Genomic DNA, 25,080 nt, shown 5'->3' on the forward strand with positions numbered 1-25,080 from the left:
CTTCATGCGCGTCAAGACATGAAATGGAAACATCGCAAACAAAAACAGGATTCAAGCAAGGACATCGGTATTGGAAGCGCCTCGTATGCGGCTCCTTTGAAGCATCGTCTGAAACCAAAACAACCCTTTGCACTGGATCCATTCGCTTCACATTCTTCTCGATATTCCTTTCACTTAAAATAGCCTTTCATGCAACGCCGAGTCACACCTGAACCGTCGCACCATTATCACTTCGTGACTGGAAAGTTGGCAGAAGGGCTTCTTCGCGAGACGGTTTCGATACTGGCCAAGAAGCACTGCTTTGACTTTAGTATTGGCGTCATGCCGATTACGGTAGCAGCGTTGATGACACCAAAGTGGCTTGCCCGCCATCTAAATCCACCACCGCAAACAACTCACATCATCGTCCCTGGATATTTGACGAGCGGTACGCCAGAACTTGACCAGAGCGTCAAAATACCCGTGATTTACGGACCAAAAGATTGCCGTGAATTGGCCAACGTGTTTGGCGAAGAAGTCGACAAGGTCGATCTGTGCGATTATGACATCGAAATCATTGCCGAAATCAATCATGTTCCTCGAATGTCGTTGGCGGATTTTCATCGGCGTGCAACGCAGCTTCAAGAATCAGGCGCAGACATCATTGACATTGGCTGTGACCCGACGATTCGATGCGCTGCAATTGGCGATTATGTCAAGCTACTTGTCGATGCAGGACTTCGTGTTTCGATTGATACGTTCGATGCCTGGGAAGCAAATGAAGCCGCTCGTCATGGTGCTTGTTTAGTTCTTTCGGTCAACTCAAAGAATTGTCATGAGGCTGTCGATTGGGGGGTGGAAGTGGTCGTGATTCCCGATCATCCCAACGACAAAAAAAGTTTTGAAAAAAACATCGATTTTTTGTCGAAAGCCAAGGTCCCCTGCCGTTTGGATCCTATTCTTGAGCCAATCGGAATTGGCTTGACCAACAGTTTGCTTCGGTACGCGGAAACTCGGCGCGACTATCCCGAGTTTGAAACGATGATGGGCATCGGTAATCTAACCGAGTTGACCGAAGTGGATTCGGCTGGCGTCAACTTTCTGCTACTGGGAGTCTGCCAAGAATTGGGCATCCGTAGCGTGCTGACAACCGAGGTGATCAACTGGGCGAGGTCGAGCGTGCGTGAATGCGATCGGATTCGTCGGCTTGTCTATCACAGCGTGAAAAACCATGTCCCACCAAAGAATCTGACGGGCGACGTTGTCATGCTCCGCGACGCATCCCTACCCACCTACACGGAGGAGGCGATTGATGCTTTGGCGAACTCGATTAAGGACAACAACTATCGCATTTTGGCTGAAAACGGCTTCATTCACTTACTTGCCGCGAACGTACAGTTGTCGGGAACCGATCCGATGGAAATTTTTGCTGATTTGTTGACAAAACCTCCATCGGATAACGTAAACCGCGAACATGCTTTCTATTTGGGATTCGAAATGGCGAAAGCGATGATTGCTTTACAATTGGGCAAGCGATACAACCAAGATCAATCCTTGGATTGGGGGCTATTGACTGCCCCCGAAATGTCACACCGACTCAAAAAAAACCACCCTCGAAAACCACAAAATTGAATCCTTCTTTGCCGCCAAACCAAGATCAACCGCTGCCGATTGTCCGCGAATTGCCGGCTGGCTTTTCGATTGCCGACGTCTTTTTCGACTTTGCCAACCGCGATGGTTGTTTATGGTTCGATTCCGCTAGTTCCACACCGCGCGACGGCGGCCCATTATCCGACAACGAGGATTCGGATTTACCATCCGGTCGCTATTCGTTTTTGATGTCCAATCCGGTCGACCGGTTAATCGCCTATCTTGGTGATCGCGATCCATGGCCGCAAATTGCAGCTTGGTACGACCACATGCCCAAGGTCAACCATTCCCAAAATGACCTGCCGCCGATGCAGGGCGGGATTGCTGGATTGATTGGCTATGAAGCAGCAACTTGGCTCGAAACGATACCGATTGCACGAGAGGACAATTTCCCGACCCCAGCGATCTGGCTCGGACTCTACGACTGGACGATCGCAACGGATCACCACCAACAAAAGTCTTGGCTAATCAGCCAAGGTTTTGCGGCCCTCGATCAAGACAATTCGTACCAATGCCGTGTGCCGCGAGCCATGCGACGAGCCGATGAGGTGCAACAATGGCTGGAAACAGCTTGTCGTCGATCGAAGTCCGTACCAAAGCAACCACTTCCGCTCGATGATGTTGATCGATCGCGCGTGGAGAGTAATTTTTCAAGCGAATCATTTCGTAATGCGATTGCCAGGGTCGTCGAGAAAATCTTCAATGGGGATTGCTTCCAGGTCAATGTAGCCCAACGGTTGCTGTGCCGAGCAACATCCGACTCCGCCGACCTCTATCAACGGCTACGAAGCATCAACCCGGCTCCCTTTGGTGCCTTCTTGAAGGGCGAGGATTTTGAGGTAATCAGCAGCTCACCCGAGTCGTTTCTAAAACTGGAAGACGGTTGGGTGGAAACCAGGCCGATCAAAGGAACCGTTGCCAGAACCGGTGACGAGGTTTCCGATCGTGCCCTCGCTAACGAACTATCGAAAAGTGAAAAAGAGAGGGCGGAAAACATCATGATCGTCGACTTGATGAGAAATGACCTGTCGAGGGTGTGCACCGATGAAAGTGTTCATGTTCGCAAGCTCTGCCAACTCGAAAAATACCAGTACGTACAGCACCTGGTATCCGTTGTCGAAGGGAAGCTTGATGTCGGTCGCACAATCGTGGATCTACTCAAAGCTTGTTTCCCAGGCGGCAGTATCACCGGTGCGCCAAAAATTGAAGCGATGCGAACAATCGCCGAACTCGAACCCCATTGTCGTGGTCCGTATTGCGGGTCGATGGGCTACATCAGCTGTCACGGTGCAGCGGAGTTCAATATTTTGATTCGAACGATCACGTCCGCCACCCGTGCAGGTACTCGTTCAAACGCCCCTTCAGGTGATTGCGAAACAGTCAAGCAATCATCACCACGCTATTGGCAAATACCCGTTGGCGGAGGGATCACCGCCCGCAGTCGCCCTGAATTAGAAGAAGCGGAAACTTGGATAAAGGCAGCGGGGATCTTAAAAGCACTGCCCGGCGGCGTGCCGATTCGGTGACCCGTATAGGCAATGGGGTTGGCCGTTGCCTTAGGATCCTAACGCGGCTTCGCCGGAACATGTGGCCCAGGCTTCCAGCCTGGGGACCGAAAACATCTAGGCTGGAAGCCTAGGGGACCGAAGACTCCCAGACTAGAAGCCTAGGCCACGAAAACATCTAGGCTGGATGATTCATTAGCCGTTTTGGCGATAGCGGCCTGCTGATTTAATCGTTTAACGCTTAGCCGAAGGCGTCAGCTTTTCCATAATCGGTCGCCTATGGCTTGGCGCTAAACAATAAGTCGAGTCAAACGGATTAAATCGACAGCCCGCTAACGCCAAAACGGCTAATACGCAGACTGTTTTTCGAGCAATGAACGTAAACGCTTGAAGGCGTAGACGTTAGCAAAACAACTTGCAAGCCCATGAATCATCCGGGATAGGGGACCGAAGACTCCCAGGCTGGAAGCCTAGGCCACGAAGACATCTAGGCTGGAGGATTCATTAGCCGTTTTGGCGATAGCGGCCTGCTGATTTAATCGTTTAACGCTTAGCCGAAGGCGTCAGCTTTTCCAAAAGCGGTCGCCTATGGCTTGGCGCTAAACAATAAGTCGAGTCAAACCGATTAAATGGACAGCCCGCTAACGCCAAAACGGCTAATACGCAGACTGTTTTTCGAGCAATGAACGTAAACGCTTTAAGGCGTAGACGTTAGCAAAACAATTTCCAAGCCCATGAATCATCCGGGATAGGGGACCGAAGACTCCCAGGCTGGAAGCCTAGGCCACGAAAACATCTAGGCTGGAAGCATAGGGACCGAAGACTCCCAGGCTAGAAGCCTAGGCCACGAAGACACCCAGGCTGGAAGCCTGGGCCACGAAAACTCCCAGGCTGGAAGCCTGGGCCACGATCGCTCGCTACCTCAAATTACTGTCGCACACCGTAATTTGCTGCCAACTTTCTTTGTTCTCCGCGATGAATGACAAATGCTGCTCGATCGTCTGATAAGCATCATGAGCCGCTCGATCACGAAAGACGAGATGCAGGGAAACATCGAAATCGAGGTTCACCGGGCGGTCGAGCTCGTGATCGCGAGTTCCAACGGAAAAATCGACCACGCCATCGTGACCGTTGAGATACTTTTCGCACGAAGCCGCCAAAGCTTCAATTGCTTCAGGGCGACGGTCCTTTAAGAGAAAGAAAACATGATGAGCCAATCGTGCCATCGATATACCTGTGGTTCTAAATGGTTGCAAGTTACGGAAACGAATGACAACCTTACTCGCTCGGATTGCGATTGGAATAGGGGCTTTTCGGATCACGGCGGCTCATCCCGGCTCGGTCCATCAGCGAACTCTTTAACAAATCATCCAAGTAATCGTCGTCCGCTGGTGGTGGCCCATAAGCTCCGAGAAGTTGCGGTTCGTACTCGATCGTAAAATGATGGCGGGCAATGGACACTTTGCAGTTGGGGTCGAGTCTTTTTCGGATGACGGGATGTCCATCCACCTTGATCCCATTACGGCTGTTCAAATCTCGGATAAACCAATACCCTTGTTCGAGCGTTAAACGGCAATGTTGGCCAGAGACGTTCGCAAACTTGAGTTGAATATCGCTCTCAGCACGTCGACCGACCAAGATCCTGTCTTTGACCAGCGGGATAATGTCACCGCCACCAGTAGGGCTAAGTTGGCCATAAGGGCCAGCGTATTGAGGTTTCGATTCAATGTTCACGTTTGGCTCTTCCTTTTAGCTTGGTAAAATTGCAAACCGTAATGAAACGACGGTTGGTGATTCGGGCGAAAACGGGTTTGATTGGTAGGGCCCAAGATTAATAACGCGAAAAGACCCCTTCGTCTCCGCCGAGACTATTATTTTGACCGCTTTTGAAAAAATGGCAACGGTTTCTATGGCAACAAGCCCATATTCTCCCCTCTCTCAATCACCGGAATCGGTAAAATTGGCATGGCAAACCGAGAATTTGCCGTTCAACGCATTCGGCGCTTCCCTAAAACGGACATTCGGAGGACGGATTCAACGAGTCAGCATCGATGCGGGGTTTACTTGCCCCAACGTGGATGGAGCGATGACCAAAGGAGGATGCAACTTTTGCGACAATCGCTCCTTCAGTCCCTCGCGGCGCGTGCGATTGAAAAGAGTTAGTGAACAATTGGCATCCGGGATTGCAGCGGTCACCGAGCGTTACAAGAAAGTTGCTGGATTCATTGCCTATTTCCAACCAGCGACCAACACCTATGCTCCTGTGGAACAGCTGGAAGAATTATTCGAATTGTCATTGTCGATCGATGATCGAGTGGTCGGTTTGGCGGTCGGCACACGCCCAGATTGTGTTCCCGATTGCGTCTTGGATCTGCTGGAACGACTCGCGGTAGACAAACACATTTCGCTTGAATTTGGCATGCAAACAATCCATCAAGCGGGCTTGGATTGGATGAACCGGGCGCATGACCACGCCAGCATGATCAATGCGATTGACCGCAGCCGAGGCCGAGGTTTCGAGTGCTGTACCCATATTATTCTCGGGATCCCTGGCGAAACGCATGAAATGATGATGCAAACGGCGGAGGAAGTCGGCCGGCTTGGCTTCGATTCCATCAAATTGCACAATCTGTACGCGGTCGAAGGAACGCCCCTCGGCGAAGACGTCAAGAAGGGAAAGACCGAATTGATGGGGCGAGAGGATTACATACAAACCGTTGTCGATTTCCTTGAGCGAATTCCGCCTGAAACGATCGTAGAACGAGTCAGCGGGGAAGCGCCGCCGAATTACTTGATCGCCCCCAAATGGTGTTTGGAAAAATCTTCGGTGCGGCTGGCAATCGAAGGCGAATTCAAACGACGCGGAACGCGGCAAGGATCCAAACATGTCGCTCCCAAAGTCGATCCAGCAAAACGTTCGCGGCCCAGCGATTCGACCCCTGAGCCGATTCGGGATCAAATCGAAAAACGCAGCCGATTGCCAGTGCTAAAAATGCAGTGCTAAAAATGCAGTGCTAAAAATGCAGTGCTAAAAATGCAGTGCTAAAAATGCAAGGATAGCGAAGGCTCGATCGTGCTCTCCGCTTGCCCAAGAGACGTCGATTTTGACGTCGATTTTATTGCCGAGCGGACGACCTCCCGCAAACGAACCGGTGCGCTGGGGGAGGTTGAAAATTCCTACCGGACTACAAGCGGCTTGATTTCTTGCTATCCTATACCAAGTATCTGATTGATGATTGCCTCACTCCACCGAAGGAAGCTGCATGACGGCCAATACCGCGGCAAATGAAAACCCGATTAGCGAAGCGGATGCAAATCGGCTTCATGAAGCTCGCAAACGGATCATTGAACAACTTGGCAAGATCATCGTCGGGCAAGAAAAGGTGATCGATGAGATCATGATTTGCTTGTTCAGTCGTGGCCACTGCATGCTCGAGGGTGTTCCAGGCTTGGCCAAAACACTGATGATTAGCACGTTGGCCCAGGCACTGGATTTGTCTTTTAGCCGTATCCAATTCACACCTGACTTGATGCCAGGCGATGTGACTGGCACCGAGGTGATGGAAGAAGATCGCTCGACCGGACAACGTGAATTTCGGTTCATGCAAGGACCATTGTTCGCCAATGTTGTGCTGGCTGACGAAATCAACCGCACGCCGCCGAAGACGCAAGCCGCACTGCTTGAGGCGATGCAGGAACGGCAGGTCACCGTTGGGCGCAACCGCCACGAATTGTCGGATCCCTTTTTTGTTCTGGCAACGCAAAACCCGATCGAGCAAGAGGGGACCTACCCGCTGCCGGAGGCTCAACAAGACCGCTTCATGTTCAAAGTCTTTGTGAACTATCCGAGTTTCAACGAAGAGTTCGAAGTTGCCCGGCGGACGACGGGGACGGTAACCGAAACCGTCGAAGCGGTCCTCGGCGCCGACGAAATTCTTCGACTCCAACAACTCGTTCGCCAAGTTCCTGTTAGCGATCATGTGGTCCGCTATGCCCTAAGTTTAGTTCGGCAAACGCGAGTCGGCGGTGATGGCACACCCGATTTCGTCGACGAACTGGTCGGCTGGGGAGCTGGTCCGCGAGCGGTCCAGTTCATGATTCTCGGCGGCAAGGCCCGCGCGCTTCTCGAAGGCCGCTTCCATGTGCAAGTCGAGGATATCCAGTATCTGGCGAAGCCGGTTTTGCGTCACCGGATGGTCGTCAATTTTGCTGCCGAAAGTGACGGAGTGACTAGCGACGACGTGATTGACCGACTCATTGCTTCCACGCCAACGACCGAGGACGAACTGTCACGCGATGCCCGCTTCCAAAAAATATTTGCGTCCTGAAGTCACCGCCCGTATTCGTCGACTTGAATTGACGGCACGGCGCGTGGTCGAAGGCTTTTTGTCGGGAATGCACCGAAGTCCCTACTTTGGACAATCGATCGAATTCCTACAACACCGCCAATACACTCGAGGCGACGAAATTCGCCATATCGATTGGAAGGTCTACGCGCGTCAAGACAAACTACACATCAAACAATACGAAGAGGAAACGAATCTTCGGCTAACCCTGCTCGTCGATCGATCGGCCAGTATGGCGTATGGCGATGGTGAGACGAACAAGTTCGATTATTCCGCATCACTCGCTGCTTCGTTGGCCTACCTGGCATTGCGACAAAAGGACGCCACGGCACTCTATACGTTCGATACTCGGGTGCGAGCGATGGTGCCCGCCAAAAGCAACCAACAACAATTGACTCGCATCCTTTCGATGCTCGACGATGTGGGTGCCGACGGACGAACCGATTTGTCCGCCGTTGCCAAAGAAATTGCTCAAGCGATTCCACGACGAGGATTGATCGTTATCGTCTCCGATCTGCTGGGTGTCGATTCGTTGATCGAGGGGTTGCGGCTACTGAGAAGCCGAGGCCATGACGTCGCTTTGTTTCATGTCATGCATCACGACGAGTTAGAATTCGACTTTAGCGGAGCCACTCGCTTCGAAGGTTTGGAATCCGAAGATACGCTCAATTGTAACCCCCGTGCCTTGCGTGACGGTTACTTGGAAGCCTTGAACGCATTCCTTCATAGCACGAAAAAAACGTGCAGTCGCTTGTCGATCGATTATCTGCAAGTCTGTACCAACGAGCCGCTCGATGCAGTGCTCGCCAAGTTTTTAGCCGCCCGTCAATCGTTACCAAAAATCAAATAGTTTTAGTATTGTTTCTCTACCCTGCTTTAACGATCGGTTTTCTCTTCGTCGCGGTGCCGTTGTTGGTCCATCTGATCAACATGCTTCGGCATCGACGCCAGAAGTGGGCCGCCATGGACTTTTTGCTCGCCAGTTACCGCAAGCAGAAGAAATGGATTCGTCTGCGCCAACTTTTGCTGCTCCTTTCGCGGCTCGCGGTCGCTGCCGTCTTGATCGCCATGCTTTGCGGATGGACCGGCAGCCGACAAATGCTCGGCGTACTAGGGGGCAGCACGACACACCACGTCGTGATTTTGGATGACAGCTATTCCATGGGCGATTCCAGCGGCCGAACCACGGCCTACGGACGCTCATTGGTGGCCCTACAAAATCTGACTCGACAATTGGCGAACGACGGCGGCATCCACGAATTGACCGTGATGCGATCGAGCCGTGCAGCAATGACCGTTCGCGGGGGGAATGAGTCAGGAGACATTGCCGCAGATTTGTCGGCGCAAACCATTACCTCCGACGCCCGGCTGATCAACCGTATCATGGCCACAGAGGCTTCACCAATACGAACCGACCTCGTGGCCGCTATCGATTTGGCCGGAGAGCTAATTGAAAACACGCCAACGGATCAAACCATCCTCTACATCGCCAGCGATTTTCGTGATCGTGATTGGGCCGAGCCTCGGCGGTTGGCCGAATCTCTGAAAGCGATCTCGGCTGATTCCGTATCGATTCGGATGATCGATTGTGCGGTCGCACCAACATCGAACTTGGCGGTGACCGAACTGGCACCACTACCCGATGTGTGGGTTGCGGGCGTGCCGGTGGTGGTTCATGCAACCATCCGAAACTACGGACCAAACGATGTCAATAATGTTTCGGTCGACACTCAGATTTTTCAATATCCGTCAAGCTTAACGCTTGCCGACCCAACCTTGGTCGTTTCAGCAAATGTCGAGTCCTTGCCCACGATGGTCATCGAGTCGCTCGCGGTAGGCGAAGAGATCACCAAGTCGTTCCAAGTCTACATCGCCGATCAGGGAACGCATGCGGTCAAGGTCTCGCTTCGTGATGATGCCTTGTCAATCGATAATTCACGAGTTTGTACGCTGCCGCTTTCGGACGCCGAAAAGGTGTTGGTGATTGATGGGACAACCGATGGTCGCGGTGCGTACCATGTCGCATCGGTTCTCGATCCAGGAAGCCAAGTACGTATTGGTGCGATCCCCGATATCAAGCCGCCGTCGTTCCTGCGTTCGGCGACGCTCGAAACGCTCTTACCCTACCGAGCGATCTACTTAATCGACGTTGAGGAGATTGGTGAAAACGTTGCGGATTCACTCGACCGCTACGTACGTCGAGGTGGCGGCTTGGCTTGGTTCCTAGGGGAAAATGTCAATGCCGATTCATACAACAACAGTCTCTTAGCCGGAGAGCGACGCCTGTTGCCGATGCCGCTCGCCGAGCAACAAAACATTCCTCAGCCCGATAGTCTTTCGTCTGCCGAAGTGTCATCCGCCGATGTATTGTTTGGTGAGGACGCTGAATTGTTGGCACCCCTGCAAGTCGCTGGCGATGCGGCCCTTTCCATGATTGGTTTGTCCCGTTCGTGGACATTCGAAAAGCCGAGCTTGGAGTCGCGTGACGATGCAAAGCGTCCGCGAATGCGAACGGTACTCAAGCGACGCGATGGCAAACCATTGGTGACGAAGCACGATGTCGAGCGAGGCCGTGTGATCACGGTCTTGACCGGCCTCGACAATCGTTGGACGAACTGGGCGGGTGACCCCACGTTTGTCGTCTTCTTGTTACAAGCCAACGCAGATTTGTGGAGTGGTGCGGCAGCGTCGACGCAGCGATTTGTCGATGATCCGATCCGCCGCACGATTTCGCTCGAGTCCTACGCACCGGAAGCGACCTTTCTACCCGCATCAAACGAACCACCGCGAATCCCTCTGGAAGTTGCCGCTCAAACGGTCCCAGGTGACGCCAACCAAATCGACATGCTCGCAGAATTCTCGCTCGACCCAAATGAGATGGTGATTTCAGGCGAATCGAATATAAGTGATGTGCTGCGACCGGGAGTCGGCGAATGGTCGCTGGTTCGCAGCGATGGTCAGGGAGAAGTGGCTCCGGTCGCTTCGGTTATCCGTGACGGTGAAGGAGACTTGAGACGTATCGACGCCGCGTCGATTCAACAGGAATTAATGCCGCTGGAGGTAAAATTTATCGATAGCGAAGTTTGGAACAACGAAACGCAAACCGCCGGCAGCAGCACGTTGGCACTCGTGCTGCTCGGCTTGCTCGGCCTGCTACTGGCAATCGAACAAGTGTTAGCCTATTGGGCTAGCTACCACACCAAGACGATCGATCAATCGAGTGCGACAGCGAAGCAATCTTTTTTGAAGCATCGTGGTCCCTTTTCAGTACGGGCGGCACGATGATGGGAAGCATGAATACAGAATCGATCGGAAACAGTACACAGAAAATCGTATACGAGTTCGCTCGCGCCGCCACGCTCGAAGGATGGTGGTCGTGGGCGTTGTTGATCGGTTCGCTGGCCGTGTTGCTATTTTTGTGTGTCCGTTTGTATCGCCGCGACGTCGCCGAGCTTTCGCCCGTCATGCGACGCACCTTAATCCTGCTGAGACTCGCGACGATCGCCGCCTTGGTGTTCTTCTTTTTTGATTTGCATCGCCGCTCGGAACGAATGATGACGCGATCGAGCGAAGTGGTTGTGCTCGTGGATACAAGCCAAAGCATGTCATTATCGGTCGGTGCAATGTCGGCAACCGAGACCCGATCGGATCGTGCCGCCAGACTGCTGGGGAACTCAGGTTTACTCGACAAGCTTGAAAAAGAACATTTGGTGAGCGTTTATTCGTTCGCACAGAACAGCGAACCGAAACTGCTGGAAAATCGGCGGGCGGATTCCGAATCGGCAACCGTTCGTGAACTCGATGCCAAAGCATCGGAAGACCTTGCCGGTGCGTCGCTTGCCGCACAGTTAGGAGCCTTGCTTGTCGGACTTGGATTGCTTCTCTGTATCGTTTCGCTACTCGTCGGGGCAGCGGGCAAGAGCGGTTTGATTCCATGGGCAATCGCGTCCTCAGCCTTGTCACTGTTTCTCGGCATCGTTTTGCTCGGAAGCATCTACGCAGTCAACACCAATCGCTCTCTGGCGGAATTGTTGGGGACGGATTCGGGTTCGCCTACGACCGAGGATACCGAGCGATCGTCGGACATCGATGAGCCGTCGCCTATCGAGCCGTCGCCTATCGAGCAGTCGCCTATGGAGCAGTCGCCTATCGATGGGGCAACGGAGCCTATTCGGGTCGTCGATTGGGCACAGGCGGTTGCCGCAGCGGGAACGGAGAGTCGGATAGGTGACGCGATACGAAATGTCTTGACCGACCACGACCCTTCGACTTTATCAGGTATCGTGGTAGTCAGTGACGGACAAAACAACGGAGGGGCAGGAACCGCGACCGCGATAGCAGCCGCCCGGCGTAGCCAGGTCGCCCTCTACCCACTGGGACTCGGCAGTAGCGACGCTCCGCTCAATGTCCGGGTTGTCGATCTTGACGCCCCCAGGCGAGTCTACCCCGGCGACAAGTTCGCCATCACGGCAATGCTTCAAGCCAGTGGTCCGAACTCGGTCGAGGTGGAGGTGCAATTACTGGATACTCTTGACGATGAACCAGCCGACGTCTCGAGCAGCGACTTAAACAATGCAGCTGAAAACCTTGGCGAAGTCATCGATAGTCAACGCGTCCGTATCAACAGCGACGGAACGTTAGCCGCCATCCGTTTCGAGATCGAACCAGAGTCGGTCGGTCGCCGTCGTTTGGCAATACGAGTGATTGCCCCCGAGAACGACCAGAACCGCCGCGATGATGTTCGCACCGCGCGCTACGAAGTGGTTGCCAAGAAGCTACGAGTTCTTGCCGTCGCTGGCGGCCCGACGCGCGAGTATCGCTTCATTCGGAATTTGATGTTCCGAGACAAATCGATCGAATTTGATGTGTGGCTGCAGACGGGTATGCCGGGCATGAGCCAAGACGCTGACAAGGTGCTGACCGAATTCCCCAGTGACCCTGAATCGCTGTTTGAGTACGACTCGATCATCATGTTTGATCCTGATTGGACCGCCATCTCCGCCGAGTCGATTGATCTGGTCGACCGTTGGATTAGCCAGCAAGCAGGCGGTTTGATTTTGATTGCTGGCCCTGTCTACCATCCACAGTGGACTCGCATGAGAACCGATCCACGGATCAATCGCATCTCGGGGTTTTATCCCGTCAACTTAACCACTCGCGGTGCCCTTTTGGGTGGCGGTCGGCAAGGAGGTGAGAATCCTTGGCCGCTGGAATTTACGCCCGAAGCACGCCGGGCCGAGTTTCTTTGGATCGCCGACGATCCAGCAGAAAGTTTTGATATTTGGGAGAAATTTGGCGGTGTCTTTGACTTCGTCGGCGTCAAAAGCCCTAAGCCGGGCGCGAAAGTCTATGCCCATTTTTCGGATCCGACGACTGAAATAGGCGGATCGCTGCCTGTCTATCTGGCTTCCCATTTTTACGGCGCCGGTCGAGTTTACTTCCAAGGTAGCGGTGAGATGTGGCGGTTGAGAGGCGAAAGCGATGCCTACTTCGATAGCTACTATACGAAACTCGTCCGCTGGGTCAGCGAGGGACGGTTGCTTCGCGATAGCACGCGCGGCGTGTTGCTCATCGATTCTTCGCGAGCGATGATTGGCGAAACGATTGCCATTCGAGCTATCTTGACCGATGATCAATTCGAACCGCTGGACGTTCCCGAAGTGGCTGCGAAATTACTGGCCCCAAGTGGCCGTATCGATGACGTCAAATTGTTGCCTCTCAAAGGAGAACCGAGACCGGGAACCTACGGCGGTCAGTTCATTGCACGAGAAGCTGGCAACTATGAGATCCGAGTCACGCTCGGCGACGCGTTGGATGAACAGGTCCTACAGCAAAGCGTCCAAGTTCGGTTGCCAACCATCGAACTCGAACGACCTCGCCGCAACGACGATGAGCTTCAACAATTGGCCGATATGACGGGTGGCATCTACACGGCGATCGATTCGGAAACGTCTGATGAAAGCGTCGTCTCGACATTGACCTCAACGCTAAAACCGCAGCCACAAACGACCGTTTTGCCTGGCACCCCCGACCTCGATTTCAATCGCCGCCGTAACGTGGTGTTGATGTGGTTGATCGCAACGCTACTAACCATGGAATGGGTCACTCGACGGTTACACCGACTAGCTTGATCGTGTGTTGGAGTCCAGCCTCTAGGCGATTGTGGTAAATCGCGTGGAAACGACTCAAGCCTGGACCCCAACTTTCCATCAGAGAAACTTTGCGGCGGACTCGCAAAGCCGTTTCGCTTCTTGCATCGTTTCGGCTTCGGCGATCAAACGCACAATCGGCTCGGTATTACTGCCACGCACCAACAACCATTTGTCATTCCAGGCCAATCGCAAACCGTCCCCTGTATCGGCCGACGCATCCGGATGTGCCGCAATCAAGGATTCAAAAAGTTTTGGCAACCTATCACTCGATACCTCCGCCTTCGTTTTATAGATGAATAGCTGAGGCAGTGCATCCGCCAACATCGCTAGTGACCTTCCCGTCTTTGTCATCAAGTCGAGTACTTGTGCCATCCCGACAAAACTGTCGCGAACGTAGCCAACATTGGGATCGATAGGACCACCGTTGCCTTCGCCACCGTAGATTGCTTTGGTCGCAATCATCTTGTCAGCCACATTGGCTTCACCGACCGCACTGCGATGAGATTGGACGCCCGCGTCAGCGGCCAACCGTTCACTCATACCACTGGTCGCCCCATTGATGACAATCGCTGCATCCGATTTTGGATCGGTCTCGGATGCTTTCGCTCGCGTCCATTTGCGGAGGGCATGTTGAACGCAAAGGGCAACCGTGAATTCCTCACCGATGTATCGCCCATCGGCATCGATGAGAGCCAGTCGATCGGCATCGGGGTCTTGGCAAAAACCGACACTGCAATTTTCGTCTTTCACTCGAGTGGCAATATTTTGCAAATTTTCAGCCGTCGGTTCGGGGACGTGCGAGAAATGACCGTCGGGCGTTTCACCGACCATGACGATGTCGCACGCCAGCGCCTCGAGCAAGCGTTTGCCCAAAATGCCTCCGGCACCGTGATTGCTGTCGAGCAACACCCGATGCTTGGCGGTTCGAATGGCCGTGACGTCGACGGTCGCCAAGACTTTGTCTAGATGAGCTTGATGAACATCGTCGCAGGGATGAACCATTCCGATTCGATCGAACGAACACCAAGCCGCTTCACCGCTGAAATAGGCATCGCGAATTGCGGCCCCTCGGCCGGCATCGAGAACGCGGCCTTCCGGTCCAAACAGCTTGATTCCGTTGTAGGGGGGCGGATTGTGACTGGCCGAAATTTGGACCGCACCTGCCGCATTCCGGTCGCGGACCAACACGCCCAATGTCGGAGTGGCGATCACATCGCAATCCACACACTCTCGACCTGACGCCCGCAAGGCCGACAAAATCGCTTGAGAGAGCATTGCACCGCTGCTGCGGCCATCACGCCCCACCAAAATCGGACCTGACGGCATTTTGGAGGCAAACGCAGCGACAAATCGAACCGCAACGTCAGGAGTCAGTGTTTCACCAACAATGCCTCTTAAGCCACTCACACTAATAATCAGTCCACTCATTATTTTGTCCATTCTCGTACTTGTTTTTCTTGCCCCACGTTCCAGCGGTCGGGAAAAACAAATAGAATCGGTCCGTGAGAGTCGATCAAGGTCTGTTTCCCAACCGAAGGTCGAATCATCAACGGAATGACAAGAAATCAACCCACTCCATCGAAACCTAAATCCTTTCGGAGACATTCGTGCAAGATCCACTTTCTGCCGTCAAAACCGCTCAAAGCGAATCCAAAATCAGCTCAAGTGCAGCCGATAATATCCGCTCGTGGTTGACCGAGGATCGCTACGCTGATTATCGAAGTGCGGTGGTCGAACATATTGAGGAAGAGCGTTGGCAAAAATTGGATGACGTCTTTTGGACGATCATCCCGTTCGGAACCGGCGGACGTCGAGGTCGGATGTATCCGATCGGTTCCAATGCGATCAACGATCGCACGATCGGCGAAAGTGCACAAGGTTTAGCGAATTACGTGGTCGAGTACGCAAAGGGACGCAGCGGATTGTCTTGCGCCATCGCTTACGACACCCGTCATCAATCGCGGCATTTCACGGAACTCTGCGCAGGCATCATGGTAGCCGCGGGCTTCAAGGTCTATTTGCTCGATGATTATCGCGCCACGCCTCAATTGTCATTTGCCGTCCGCTACAAGAATTGCGACTGTGGGATTATGGTGACCGCCAGCCATAATCCGCCTAGCGATAATGCCGTTAAGGTGTATTGGTCGAGTGGTGCGCAAGTGCTACCGCCACACGACAAAGCAATCATCGAAAAAGTGATGTCCTGTCAAGAAATCAACATCACCCCGTTCGAACAAGCGGTCGCTGATGGCATGATCGAGATGGTGACGGCCGAAGTTGACGAAGCCTATTTTGAAGCCGTTTTGCAACAATCGTTTGCGGGCCCCCGAGACGCAAAAGTACTCTACACACCGCTTCATGGCGTCGGTGCCGCCGCCGTTTTACCCGTTCTTGAACGGGATGGGTTCGAACACGTCGAATTGTATGGACCTCATGCTGAAAAGAGTGGCGATTTCCCCAACGTGCCCGGTCACGTTTCCAACCCAGAAAACAAAGCCGTTTTCGAAAAGCCGATCGAGTATGCCAAAGCGAACGGGTTGGACGTCGTCTTGGCGACCGACCCCGATTGTGATCGGCTTGGCGTCGCCGCTCCTCTAACAACCGACCCCAGCGGAGAATGGGGGACTTTCAATGGAAACCAGATCGCTTCGATTCTGTGTGAATACGTGCTATCCAAACGGGCCGAAACAAAATCGCTCGATGACCATTCCTACATCATTAAAACACTCGTCACCACCGAACTGTTGCGGCGGATTGCAGAGCAATACAATGTTCGCTGCGTCGGCAATCTTTTGGTTGGGTTCAAGTACATCGCCGAAGTAATGGATCGCGAAGGCCCCAATGGTTTTGTCTTCGGTGCGGAAGAGTCACATGGCTATTTGGTTGGCCAGTATTGTCGGGATAAGGACGCTGCGGTTGCTTGCATGTTGATGAGCGAATTGGTTGCGGAGCTGAAAACGAAAAAACAATCGCTGCATGACTTCTTCGGCGATTTGCAACGCAAGCATGGCTACCACAAAGAGACGCTAATCAATTTGATGATGGAAGGCAGCGAAGGAATGGCAGCGATGCAGCGGCTCATGAACGCGTTTCGTCATTCGCCGCCCAAGCAACTTGCAGACATCCCGGTTTCCACGATTCGCGACTACGGCGATCAAACCACGACCGACGTATCGAGTGGTGAGAAGCAAAAACTGGAAGGGCCACACAGCAACTTGATTATCTTGGATCTGGACGAAGAAGGTAACTACGTTGCAGCGCGCCCGAGTGGGACTGAGCCCAAAATCAAGCTCTACGTGTTCACAAGACTATCCCCTGAAGACTCCGGTGACCTCGGTGTAGCAGAGCAAAGACTCGCGGAACGTTTGGCAGGGATCGAAACGGACATGCGAACCTTTGCCAAGGCTCACGGCTAGAAAGACGAATCAAACCCGACACCATCCCCTTCCTTTTGAAAGCGACTCAACATGACCACTGCTGTCGAATCGATGCAGGCCCAAGCTGACGAATTTCGCCAACGTTACGCGGCGGTCAAAGAGATGATTGGCAAAGTCATCGTCGGCCACGATGAGATCGTTCACGGTGTATTGACCGCAATGTTGTGTGGTGGACATTGCCTGCTAGAAGGTGTGCCAGGACTCGGAAAGACGATGCTGGTGCGGACGCTTGCCGATGTCCTTAGCCTTGACTTTAGCCGCATTCAATTCACACCTGACTTGATGCCAGCAGACATTTTAGGGACGAACATGATCGTCGAAGACGAACATGGGCATCGCCGTTTCGAATTCCAGCGTGGCCCGATTTTTACACAAATTCTCTTGGCAGATGAGATCAACCGGGCGACCCCCAAGACGCAATCCGCGATGCTTGAAACGATGCAGGAAGGAACCGTTACCGCGGCAGGGCATCGCTACCAACTCGACAAACCCTACTTCGTTTTGGCCACTCAAAACCCGATCGAGCAGGAAGGTACCTACCCGTTACCCGAAGCTCAAATGGACCGCTTTCTATTCAAATTGATTGTCGGTTATAGCACTCGCGAACAACTGAATACGATCGTTGATCGGACGACTCGCAGTGATCAAGTCACGCTCGATAAAGTGATGGACGCTAGTGAAATCTTAAAATGGCAAGCGCTCGTTCGTGAAGTCATCTTGGCACCGCACGTCCAAGATTACTTGGTGCGTTTGACACTCGCTACGCACCCACAAGGTCCGCATAGCGTCGAAGCGACCAACGACTATATTCGCTGGGGGAGCAGTCCTCGCGGTGCACAAACATTGGCTTTGGCTTCAAAGGTGCGTGCTCTGCTCGACGGACGCTACAACGTCAGCTTCGAAGACATTCGCCGCGTATTCTTACCAGCAATGCGGCACCGTGTGCTGTTGAATTTCGAGGCTCAGGCGGAAGGCATCGATCCCGATCAGGTCTTGCTCGATATCCTCGAGCGAGTTCCTGAAAAATCGGATGGAGCATAGCATTCGCATGAGTAGAGACTCCCAGCAGACTCGTCAGGATTCATCGCTAGCCCCATCGGCCGTGAATCCGCCACAGTACGTCGTTCGCTTTGGTTCCGCACGGACTCTCGGAGTCATGACGAGCAACCAAACCTATCGCTACGGAGAGAAAGTCGTTGCAAAAACATCGCGTGGAACCGAACTGGGGACGGTGTTGTGCGAAGCCACGCCTGCTGCGATCGATCATTTAGAAGAACCCACGGATGGAACGATTCTAAAACGAGCCACCGAGGTGGACGAAGGCAAAATGGCAGAACTCGACGATTTGGCAAAGAACGATATTGACGGTTGTCAACGATCGGCAAACGATTTGCGGTTAGCGATGGAGGTTGTCGATGTCGAAAGACTCTTGGGCGGTGAACGAGTCGTCGTCTATTACCTAGCCGAAAAACGGGTTGACTTTCGGCAATTGGTTCGAAACCTAGCAGGGCATTTTCAAACGCGAATTGAAATGCGTCAAATCGGAGTGCGTGATGAGGCGAAACTGTTGGCCGACTATGGAGATTGTGGCCAACCGATCTGCTGTGCCAGTTTCCTCAGTAAGATGCCGCCTGTTTCCATGAGGATGGCGAAATTGCAAAAAGCGACACTCGATCCGACAAAAATTTCCGGACGTTGTGGCAGACTGAAGTGTTGTCTGCGATACGAGTTTGATACCTATGAAGAATTGGCATCCGAACTGCCACCCATCGGCAGCCTCATTCTCACGCGAGATGGTAGTGCTACGGTGTTGGGGCAAGACATTTTATCGCAGCAGTTGTCGGTCAAGACTGAAGACAATCGCCGAATCATGATCCCTAGCTCCGATGTGTTAACGGTCACCCGCCGAGGCTTTTCAAATAAGAACCGTCACCAGTAGCCGCGTCTCTCCGAGACGCGAAACCACAATCCTTAGCGCACAATCAGTAGCCGCGTCTCTCCGAGACGCGAAACCACAATCCTTAGCGCACAACCAGTAGCCGCGTCTCTCCGAGACGCGAAACCACAATCTTTAGTGCACAACCAGTAACCGCGTCTCTCCGAGACGCGAAACCACAATCTTTAGTGTACAATCAGTAACCGCGTCTCTCCGAGACGCGAAACCACAATCTTTAGCGCACAACCAGTAGCCGCGTCTCTCCGAGACGCGAAACCACAATCCTTAGCACACAACCAGTAACCGCGTCTCTCCGAGACGCGAAACCACAATCCTTAGCACACAATCAGTAACCGCGTCTCTCCGAGACGCGAAACCACAATCTTTAGTGTACAATCAGTAACCGCGTCTCTCCGAGACACGTATTTCCCATCGCGTCTCGGAGAGACGCGGCTACTCTTTTCCCATCGCGTCTCGGAGAGACGCGGCTACGAATTGGAATGGTTGCGATGGACCAATCTGATATCCAAACATTTAGTCGCAATGAAGAATTTACGATATTCGATCGTCACCTTCCGCATTGGGGACAATCTGGAACGCTTTGCTTCATTACGTGGCGACTGAATGATTCTCTCCCCAAAGCCGTTCTCGATCGACTTGACGCTGAACTTAGCGAAGTCCACCGAAGCTTCGACATCGGCTCCAAGTACCCAACCGTTGCCAGTTTGCCTATTGAAAAACGTACCCAATGTTACTGGGACGAGTTCGCGGTACGCGATCGTTTCCTGGATCGTGGTTTGGGAAACTGTCTGCTTCGCAAACCGGAACATGCGGAAGCGGTACTCGAAAGCCTCCTGAGATTCGACGTCGACCGCTACTTTTTGACCGATGCTGTCGTGATGCCAAACCATGCCCACTTCATCGCTGCCTTTCCAGCGACGGAGTTGATGCTCTTCCAGTGCGAGAATTGGAAGCGGTTTACAGGCAGAAGGATTAACAAATCGGAAGGGCAAACCGGTGAGTTCTGGCAGGTCGACCAATTCGACCATCTGATTCGCACCGATGACTATTTCGAGTACTTTCGTCGTTACATCGCTGAAAATCCGATCAAAGCAAATCTGCAAAAAGGCGAGTTCTTGCACTACCAAAAGAAGCTTGATCAGTAGCCGCGTCTCTCCGAGACGCGTATTTCCAAAGCATCGTAGTCGCGTCTCTCCGAGACGCGTATTTCCAAAGCATCGTAGTCGCGTCTCTCCGAGACGCGTATTTCCCATCGCGTCTCGGAGAGACGCGGCTACTTATTTCCCATCGCGTCTCGGAGAGACGCGGCTACTTGTTTCCATCGCGTCTCGGAGAGACGTGGCGACGGATTTGGCTACAGACCTAGATCGCCGAAGAGCGGTGTGCTTAGGTAGCGTTCGCCGAGACTGCACATGATCGTTGCGATTCGCTTGCCCTTCATCTCGGGTCGAGCGGCCACTTGAGCCGCTGCCCACATATTCGCTCCGCTACTAATACCTGCAACAATCCCTTCCTCTTTTGCCAACCGTCGGCCCCACTCAAACGCATGCTCATCCTCCACTTTGATGACATCGTCTATGAGTGACATATCTAAATTGCCAGGGATAAAACCAGCACCCAGTCCCTGAATGCGATGCTTACCTGGATCGCCACCACTTATCACAGCCGAATGGACTGGCTCAACAGCAATGACCTTGAAGTTGGGGTTTTGCTTCTTGATAAATCGGGCAACACCCGTGATCGTTCCTCCCGTCCCGACGCCAGCAACAATGGCATCAATGTTCTGATCACTGTCGGTCCAAATTTCTGGGCCAGTCGTCGCTTCATGGATCGCTGGATTGGCAGGGTTCTCAAATTGCTGAGGCATGAAGGCGTTCTGATCCTCGCTGACCATTTCGCTAGCCCTATTGATCGCTCCTTTCATACCCTCGGCCGCTGGCGTCAAAACTAAGTTTGCGCCCATTGCACGTAATAGTGCTCGCCGCTCGACTGACATGGATTCCGGCATTGTCAACGTCAACCGATATCCTTTCGCTGCACAAACAAATGCTAATGCGATGCCAGTATTGCCGGACGTCGGCTCAATGATATGCGTTTGTTTATTGATCTTGCCATCCCGTTCGCCTGCCTCGATCATGGCCACACCGATACGATCTTTGACACTATTGAGCGGCTGGAAAAACTCACACTTTGCTAGCACGACACCGCCACCACTCGGAACGAGTCGGTTGATTTGAATCATCGGCGTATCGCCGATTGCTTTCGAAACGTCCGTATAGATTTTTCCGCGAGGCATGGCATTGTTCCCAATTTTCAGTTGATCGTTCTAATTAACACATGCTCAATGAGCAACGATTGTAACACCCATTCTATCCACAACCGCGACGAAACCGGTCAGAGTCTCACCCCTTAGGTTTTCGGAGTCGGTCTGCTTTCGGATTAGCCGCTTTGCTGAAAAAATGTTAGTTTTTCAGATGCGTCGTCGAGGATCTTGATAGGGATCCTTGCTGCATTGGGATCTTTGACAAGATCCACGACGCCTTTGCTGACGCCTTCTGCTAGGCGACTTGCCAAGTATCGCCGGTCGAAAACAGTTTCTGCAAATCTCCGACGCCCTTTTTCTGTTTGGCCAATTCGACCTGTTCGTTTATCTGGTCGTTATAGGTTGCGACCCCCTCCACGCTTCGAAGCACTCCGATAGGCTCAGGCATCTCGGGATAACGCATACGCGCTAGCATCATTTGAATCGCGGGGTTGGGCTCTTTTTCGTCGTGAATCAACAGGTCGTCGACAGCGACATCGGCCAAGTTGACAATTTCCAAACGGCTACCCACCAAACGGATTCCCTTGTCACTCTTTGAGCCAAAAATCAACGGCTTCCCATGTTCGAGTTCGACCACGTTATCCGCTCGCTGCTTCTTCTCTTGAGCATATGCCATCGCACCATCGTTGAAAACATTACAGTTTTGATAAACTTCCACGAGCGACGTGCCCTTATGATTGGCCGCTCGCTTGAGCGTTTCGCCAAGATGTTTCACGTGCGCGTCGATACTGCGAGCAACAAAGGTCCCTTCGGCCGCCAATGCGATTGACAACGGATTTAGCGGATGATCGATTGAGCCCATCGGCGTACTCTTCGTCACTTGCCCTTCGGTACTCGTCGGACTGTATTGCCCCTTCGTCAACCCGTAGATACGGTTGTTAAAGAGTACGATATTCAAATCAACGTTTCGACGAAGCAGATGGATGAAATGATTTCCGCCGATCGACAAAGCATCGCCATCACCGGTTATCACCCAAACCATCAAATCCGGGCGCGTCGATTTCAAGCCGGTCGCAAAAGTCGGCGCTCGACCATGAATACTGTGCATCCCGTAGGTGTTCATGTAGTACGGGAAGCGGCTACTGCAGCCGATTCCACTAATGAACACGGTCTTTTCACGAGGCACTCCGAGATCGGGCAAGATTTTTTTCATCTGGGCCAAGATTGAATAGTCACCACATCCGGGGCACCAACGAACATCTTGGTCCGATGCAAAGTCAGCTGCTTTCAATACGGGAAGCATATTTCGTTTCTATCTTATTGGTAGTGAGTGGGTTGTATAGCGTACGGCTGCAGACAGCAAACAAAACCTAACCCGCGATGGATTCGGCCTTGGGCTTGCCATTCGCTGACGAGTGCGGATCAGCGGTTGCCGAACTCGAATCGGCTACATGCGACTCAATCGCCGCGACCAATTCGCTCACGCTAAATGGTTTGCCTTGGATTTTGTTGACGCCGATACAGTCGACGAGGAACTTTGCACGGAGAAGCAATCGCAATTGCCCCTTGTTCAATTCAGGTACGATAACCGTCTTGAAAGACCGCAGCAGTTCACCGACATTCTTGGGCATTGGATTGATGTAACGCAGGTGTGCATGGCTGACCTTGCGACCCGCTTCTCGGCACTGCTTGACCGCAGTGTGACAAGAACCGTAGGTGCCACCCCACGAAACGACGAGTACATCACCCGTCGGATCGCCAAAGATATCTTGATCCGGAATGCGTTCAGCAATCCGATCAACCTTGGCCGCACGAGTATCGGTCATGTGTTGGTGGTTCGCAGGATCGTAACTGACATTGCCAGTCCCATCCTGTTTCTCAAGGCCACCGACGCGGTGCATCAAGCCGGGCGTCCCCGGAATCGCCCAGGGGCGCGCCAGATATTCATCGCGAGCATACGGCATGTATGGCTCATCGGTGTCGGTGCCTTCAGGATGGTTCACCGTAATCTTCGGCATCGACGCGACATCGGGAATCCTCCAAGGTTCGGAACCGTTAGCGATATATCCGTCCGACAAAATCATAACGGGACACATGCACTCGGTTGCGATTCTCCAGGCCTCGACGGCAATGTCAAAACAGTCGCCGGGCGATCGAGGTGCCAGGATAGGCAGCGGAGCTTCGCCGTTTCGGCCATACATACATTGTAACAAATCACTCTGCTCGGTCTTGGTCGGCAAACCGGTACTTGGTCCTCCGCGTTGAACATTGATGACAATCATCGGCAGTTCCAAAATCATACCGAGTCCCATGCCTTCCGCCTTCAGAGCGATACCAGGACCACTGCTGGCGGTTACCGCCATCGTACCACCGAATGCGGCACCGATCGTCGCACAAACCGCTGCGATTTCGTCTTCGGCTTGGAACGTTCGCACACCGAAATTCTTGTACTTCGACAACTCGTGCAAAATGTCACTTGCCGGCGTGATCGGATACGTACCGTAGAACAAATCTTTGCCGCTCAACTTGGAAGCGGTAATCAAGCCCCAGGCAAGTGCTTGGTTACCCATCATGTTTCGGTATGTCCCGGGAACCAACGTAGCGGCCTCGACTTGGAAACTCTCGCCGAACGCTTCGGTCGTTTCGCCATAAGCCCAACCAGCCCGTAAGGCGGCGACGTTGGCGGCAGCCACATCAGGCTTTTTGCCAAATTTTGCGTCGATGAATCGAAGCGTCGTATCGAGCGAACGGCCGAACAACCAATAGACAAGTCCCATCGCGAAAAAGTTCTTGCAGCGGTCGGCCACCTTCGTACCAAGGCCAAATTCGGCTACCGCATCCCGAGTCAACTTGGTCATCGAAACCTTGAAGATCCGATAGGTCTCCTCGATCACGCTCGCTTCAAGCGGGTTGGATTCGACCTTCGCTAGCTTAAATTCTTTCTCATTAAAACCGTCAACGTTGGCGATCAAAATGCCACCTTTGCGCAGATCCGCCAAGTTGGTGACCATCGCCGCAGGGTTCATCACCACCAAAGCGTCGAGCGTGTCACCAGGCGTAAAGATCTCTTCGCTGGCGAATTGAACCTGGAAACCACTCACGCCCGCTCGCGTCCCCCGCGGTGCACGGATCTCAGCGGGGAAATCGGGGAATGTGGCAACGTCGTTCCCTGCAAGGGCCGACGTGTTCGTCAGTTGTGTACCGAGTAGCTGCATCCCATCCCCTGAGTCACCCGCAAGGCGAACGGTGATGCCGGTAACCGTTTTGACACTCTTGGAGGTGGTCAAATCGGGAGGAACTACATTTGATGGAGTTGGAGGAACGGTCATATATCTCTATTTAAACGCCACAACGAATCGCAGCTTGTTGGGTAGGGGTGGAAATTAACGACGATTTCAAGAAACGTTGTAACGTTTGTATCGATCATTCCGACTAGGAAACTTACCGAAATTTTATGATTTCGCTATCGTAGCGAAATGGCTAACCGTCAGGAAAGTACGAAATTAATCCAGAAAAGCGGGAAACAGGGGGAAAAACGTCACGGAATGTCGTCAAGACCCGCGGTCGCCGACTGCCTTGGCTTGCGAAAAATGAAACTTTGGCGGATATCGCGGCGGCGGGCAGGAGGAACGGGAGTAGGCGGGACGAAAGTCTTGGCGACTTTTGCTACGGCAATCGACCGAATGTCGACGAGCTTTTCTGCCAACCCCGCAACCTCTCCCCCTCTAAGCAGCGAGCCGATTTGTCGCTAGAATCTGGCCCTGTCGTTTTGTTCCCTTACGTCGATTCCC

The 25,080-nt window shown here is 53.0% G+C and carries 17 protein-coding genes; 11 read left to right on the plus strand and 6 right to left on the minus strand.

The window, feature by feature from the left end:
* Positions 1–189 precede the first annotated feature (189 nt).
* Together Q31b_RS20765 and Q31b_RS20770 are read left to right on the plus strand one after the other, a co-directional pair.
* A complete protein-coding gene (locus tag Q31b_RS20765; protein WP_146601583.1) occupies positions 190–1,611 on the plus strand; it encodes a DUF6513 domain-containing protein in 1,422 nt (473 codons plus the stop codon).
* On the plus strand, positions 1,608–3,155 hold the full coding sequence (locus Q31b_RS20770; RefSeq protein ID WP_231617731.1) for an anthranilate synthase component I family protein: 1,548 nt from the start codon (positions 1,608–1,610) through the stop codon (positions 3,153–3,155). The genes Q31b_RS20765 and Q31b_RS20770 overlap by 4 nt, the downstream gene beginning before the upstream one ends.
* An 896-nt stretch (positions 3,156–4,051) precedes the next feature.
* Here the strand turns inward: Q31b_RS20770 and Q31b_RS20775 are convergent.
* Positions 4,052–4,360: a Dabb family protein gene (locus Q31b_RS20775; protein WP_146601584.1), complete on the minus strand. Its 309-nt coding sequence runs from the start codon at positions 4,358–4,360 to the stop codon at positions 4,052–4,054.
* A 52-nt stretch (positions 4,361–4,412) separates the two neighbouring features.
* Entirely contained in the window at positions 4,413–4,868 is a 456-nt protein-coding gene (locus Q31b_RS20780; protein WP_146601585.1) for an FHA domain-containing protein, read from the minus strand.
* A gap of 175 nt (positions 4,869–5,043) precedes the next feature.
* On the opposite strand from Q31b_RS20780, the gene Q31b_RS20785 reads away from it, so the two are divergent.
* From Q31b_RS20785 to Q31b_RS20805, 5 genes are all read left to right on the plus strand, one after another.
* Positions 5,044–6,138 carry a TIGR01212 family radical SAM protein gene (locus Q31b_RS20785; protein ID WP_231617732.1) on the plus strand — a complete coding sequence of 365 codons (1,095 nt, stop codon included), beginning with the start codon at positions 5,044–5,046 and terminating at the stop codon, positions 6,136–6,138.
* Between the two features lie 259 nt (positions 6,139–6,397).
* Entirely contained in the window at positions 6,398–7,462 is a 1,065-nt protein-coding gene (locus tag Q31b_RS20790) for an AAA family ATPase (protein ID WP_146601587.1), read from the plus strand.
* Positions 7,452–8,330, plus strand: coding sequence for a DUF58 domain-containing protein (locus Q31b_RS20795; RefSeq protein WP_146601872.1), 879 nt, complete (start codon positions 7,452–7,454; stop codon positions 8,328–8,330). The genes Q31b_RS20790 and Q31b_RS20795 overlap by 11 nt, the downstream gene beginning before the upstream one ends.
* Positions 8,331–8,338: 8 nt before the next feature.
* Complete coding sequence (locus Q31b_RS20800) at positions 8,339–10,765, plus strand: BatA domain-containing protein (RefSeq protein WP_197171963.1); 2,427 nt, start codon at positions 8,339–8,341, stop codon at positions 10,763–10,765.
* Between the two features lie 8 nt (positions 10,766–10,773).
* Positions 10,774–13,611 carry a VWA domain-containing protein gene (locus tag Q31b_RS20805; RefSeq protein WP_146601589.1) on the plus strand — a complete coding sequence of 946 codons (2,838 nt, stop codon included), beginning with the start codon at positions 10,774–10,776 and terminating at the stop codon, positions 13,609–13,611.
* Between the two features lie 78 nt (positions 13,612–13,689).
* On the opposite strand, the gene glmM is transcribed toward Q31b_RS20805, so the two are convergent.
* Complete coding sequence (gene glmM, locus Q31b_RS20810) at positions 13,690–15,060, minus strand: phosphoglucosamine mutase (RefSeq protein WP_146601873.1); 1,371 nt, start codon at positions 15,058–15,060, stop codon at positions 13,690–13,692.
* A gap of 179 nt (positions 15,061–15,239) precedes the next feature.
* Here glmM and Q31b_RS20815 point away from each other — a divergent pair, with 179 nt between their 5' ends.
* From Q31b_RS20815 to Q31b_RS20830, 4 genes are all read left to right on the plus strand, one after another.
* Positions 15,240–17,048: a phospho-sugar mutase gene (locus Q31b_RS20815; RefSeq protein ID WP_146601590.1), complete on the plus strand. Its 1,809-nt coding sequence runs from the start codon at positions 15,240–15,242 to the stop codon at positions 17,046–17,048.
* A gap of 51 nt (positions 17,049–17,099) precedes the next feature.
* Positions 17,100–18,110: an AAA family ATPase gene (locus Q31b_RS20820; RefSeq protein WP_146601591.1), complete on the plus strand. Its 1,011-nt coding sequence runs from the start codon at positions 17,100–17,102 to the stop codon at positions 18,108–18,110.
* 7 nt (positions 18,111–18,117) lie between these two features.
* On the plus strand, positions 18,118–19,008 hold the full coding sequence (locus tag Q31b_RS20825) for a PSP1 domain-containing protein (RefSeq protein WP_231617733.1): 891 nt from the start codon (positions 18,118–18,120) through the stop codon (positions 19,006–19,008).
* A gap of 506 nt (positions 19,009–19,514) precedes the next feature.
* Complete coding sequence (locus tag Q31b_RS20830; RefSeq protein WP_146601592.1) at positions 19,515–20,171, plus strand: hypothetical protein; 657 nt, start codon at positions 19,515–19,517, stop codon at positions 20,169–20,171.
* Positions 20,172–20,380: 209 nt separating this feature from the next.
* Here Q31b_RS20830 and cysK read toward each other — a convergent pair whose 3' ends face one another.
* The 3 genes from cysK to Q31b_RS20845 form a co-directional block, all read right to left on the minus strand.
* Positions 20,381–21,322: a cysteine synthase A gene (gene cysK / locus Q31b_RS20835; RefSeq protein ID WP_146601593.1), complete on the minus strand. Its 942-nt coding sequence runs from the start codon at positions 21,320–21,322 to the stop codon at positions 20,381–20,383.
* Between the two features lie 262 nt (positions 21,323–21,584).
* Positions 21,585–22,592 carry a 2-oxoacid:ferredoxin oxidoreductase subunit beta gene (locus Q31b_RS20840; protein WP_146601594.1) on the minus strand — a complete coding sequence of 336 codons (1,008 nt, stop codon included), beginning with the start codon at positions 22,590–22,592 and terminating at the stop codon, positions 21,585–21,587.
* 67 nt (positions 22,593–22,659) lie between these two features.
* Positions 22,660–24,618: a 2-oxoacid:acceptor oxidoreductase subunit alpha gene (locus tag Q31b_RS20845; protein ID WP_146601595.1), complete on the minus strand. Its 1,959-nt coding sequence runs from the start codon at positions 24,616–24,618 to the stop codon at positions 22,660–22,662.
* Between the last annotated feature and the right edge of the window lie 462 nt (positions 24,619–25,080).

Origin of the sequence: Novipirellula aureliae (assembly GCF_007860185.1) — a bacterium.
GTDB lineage: Bacteria > Planctomycetota > Planctomycetia > Pirellulales > Pirellulaceae > Novipirellula_A > Novipirellula_A aureliae.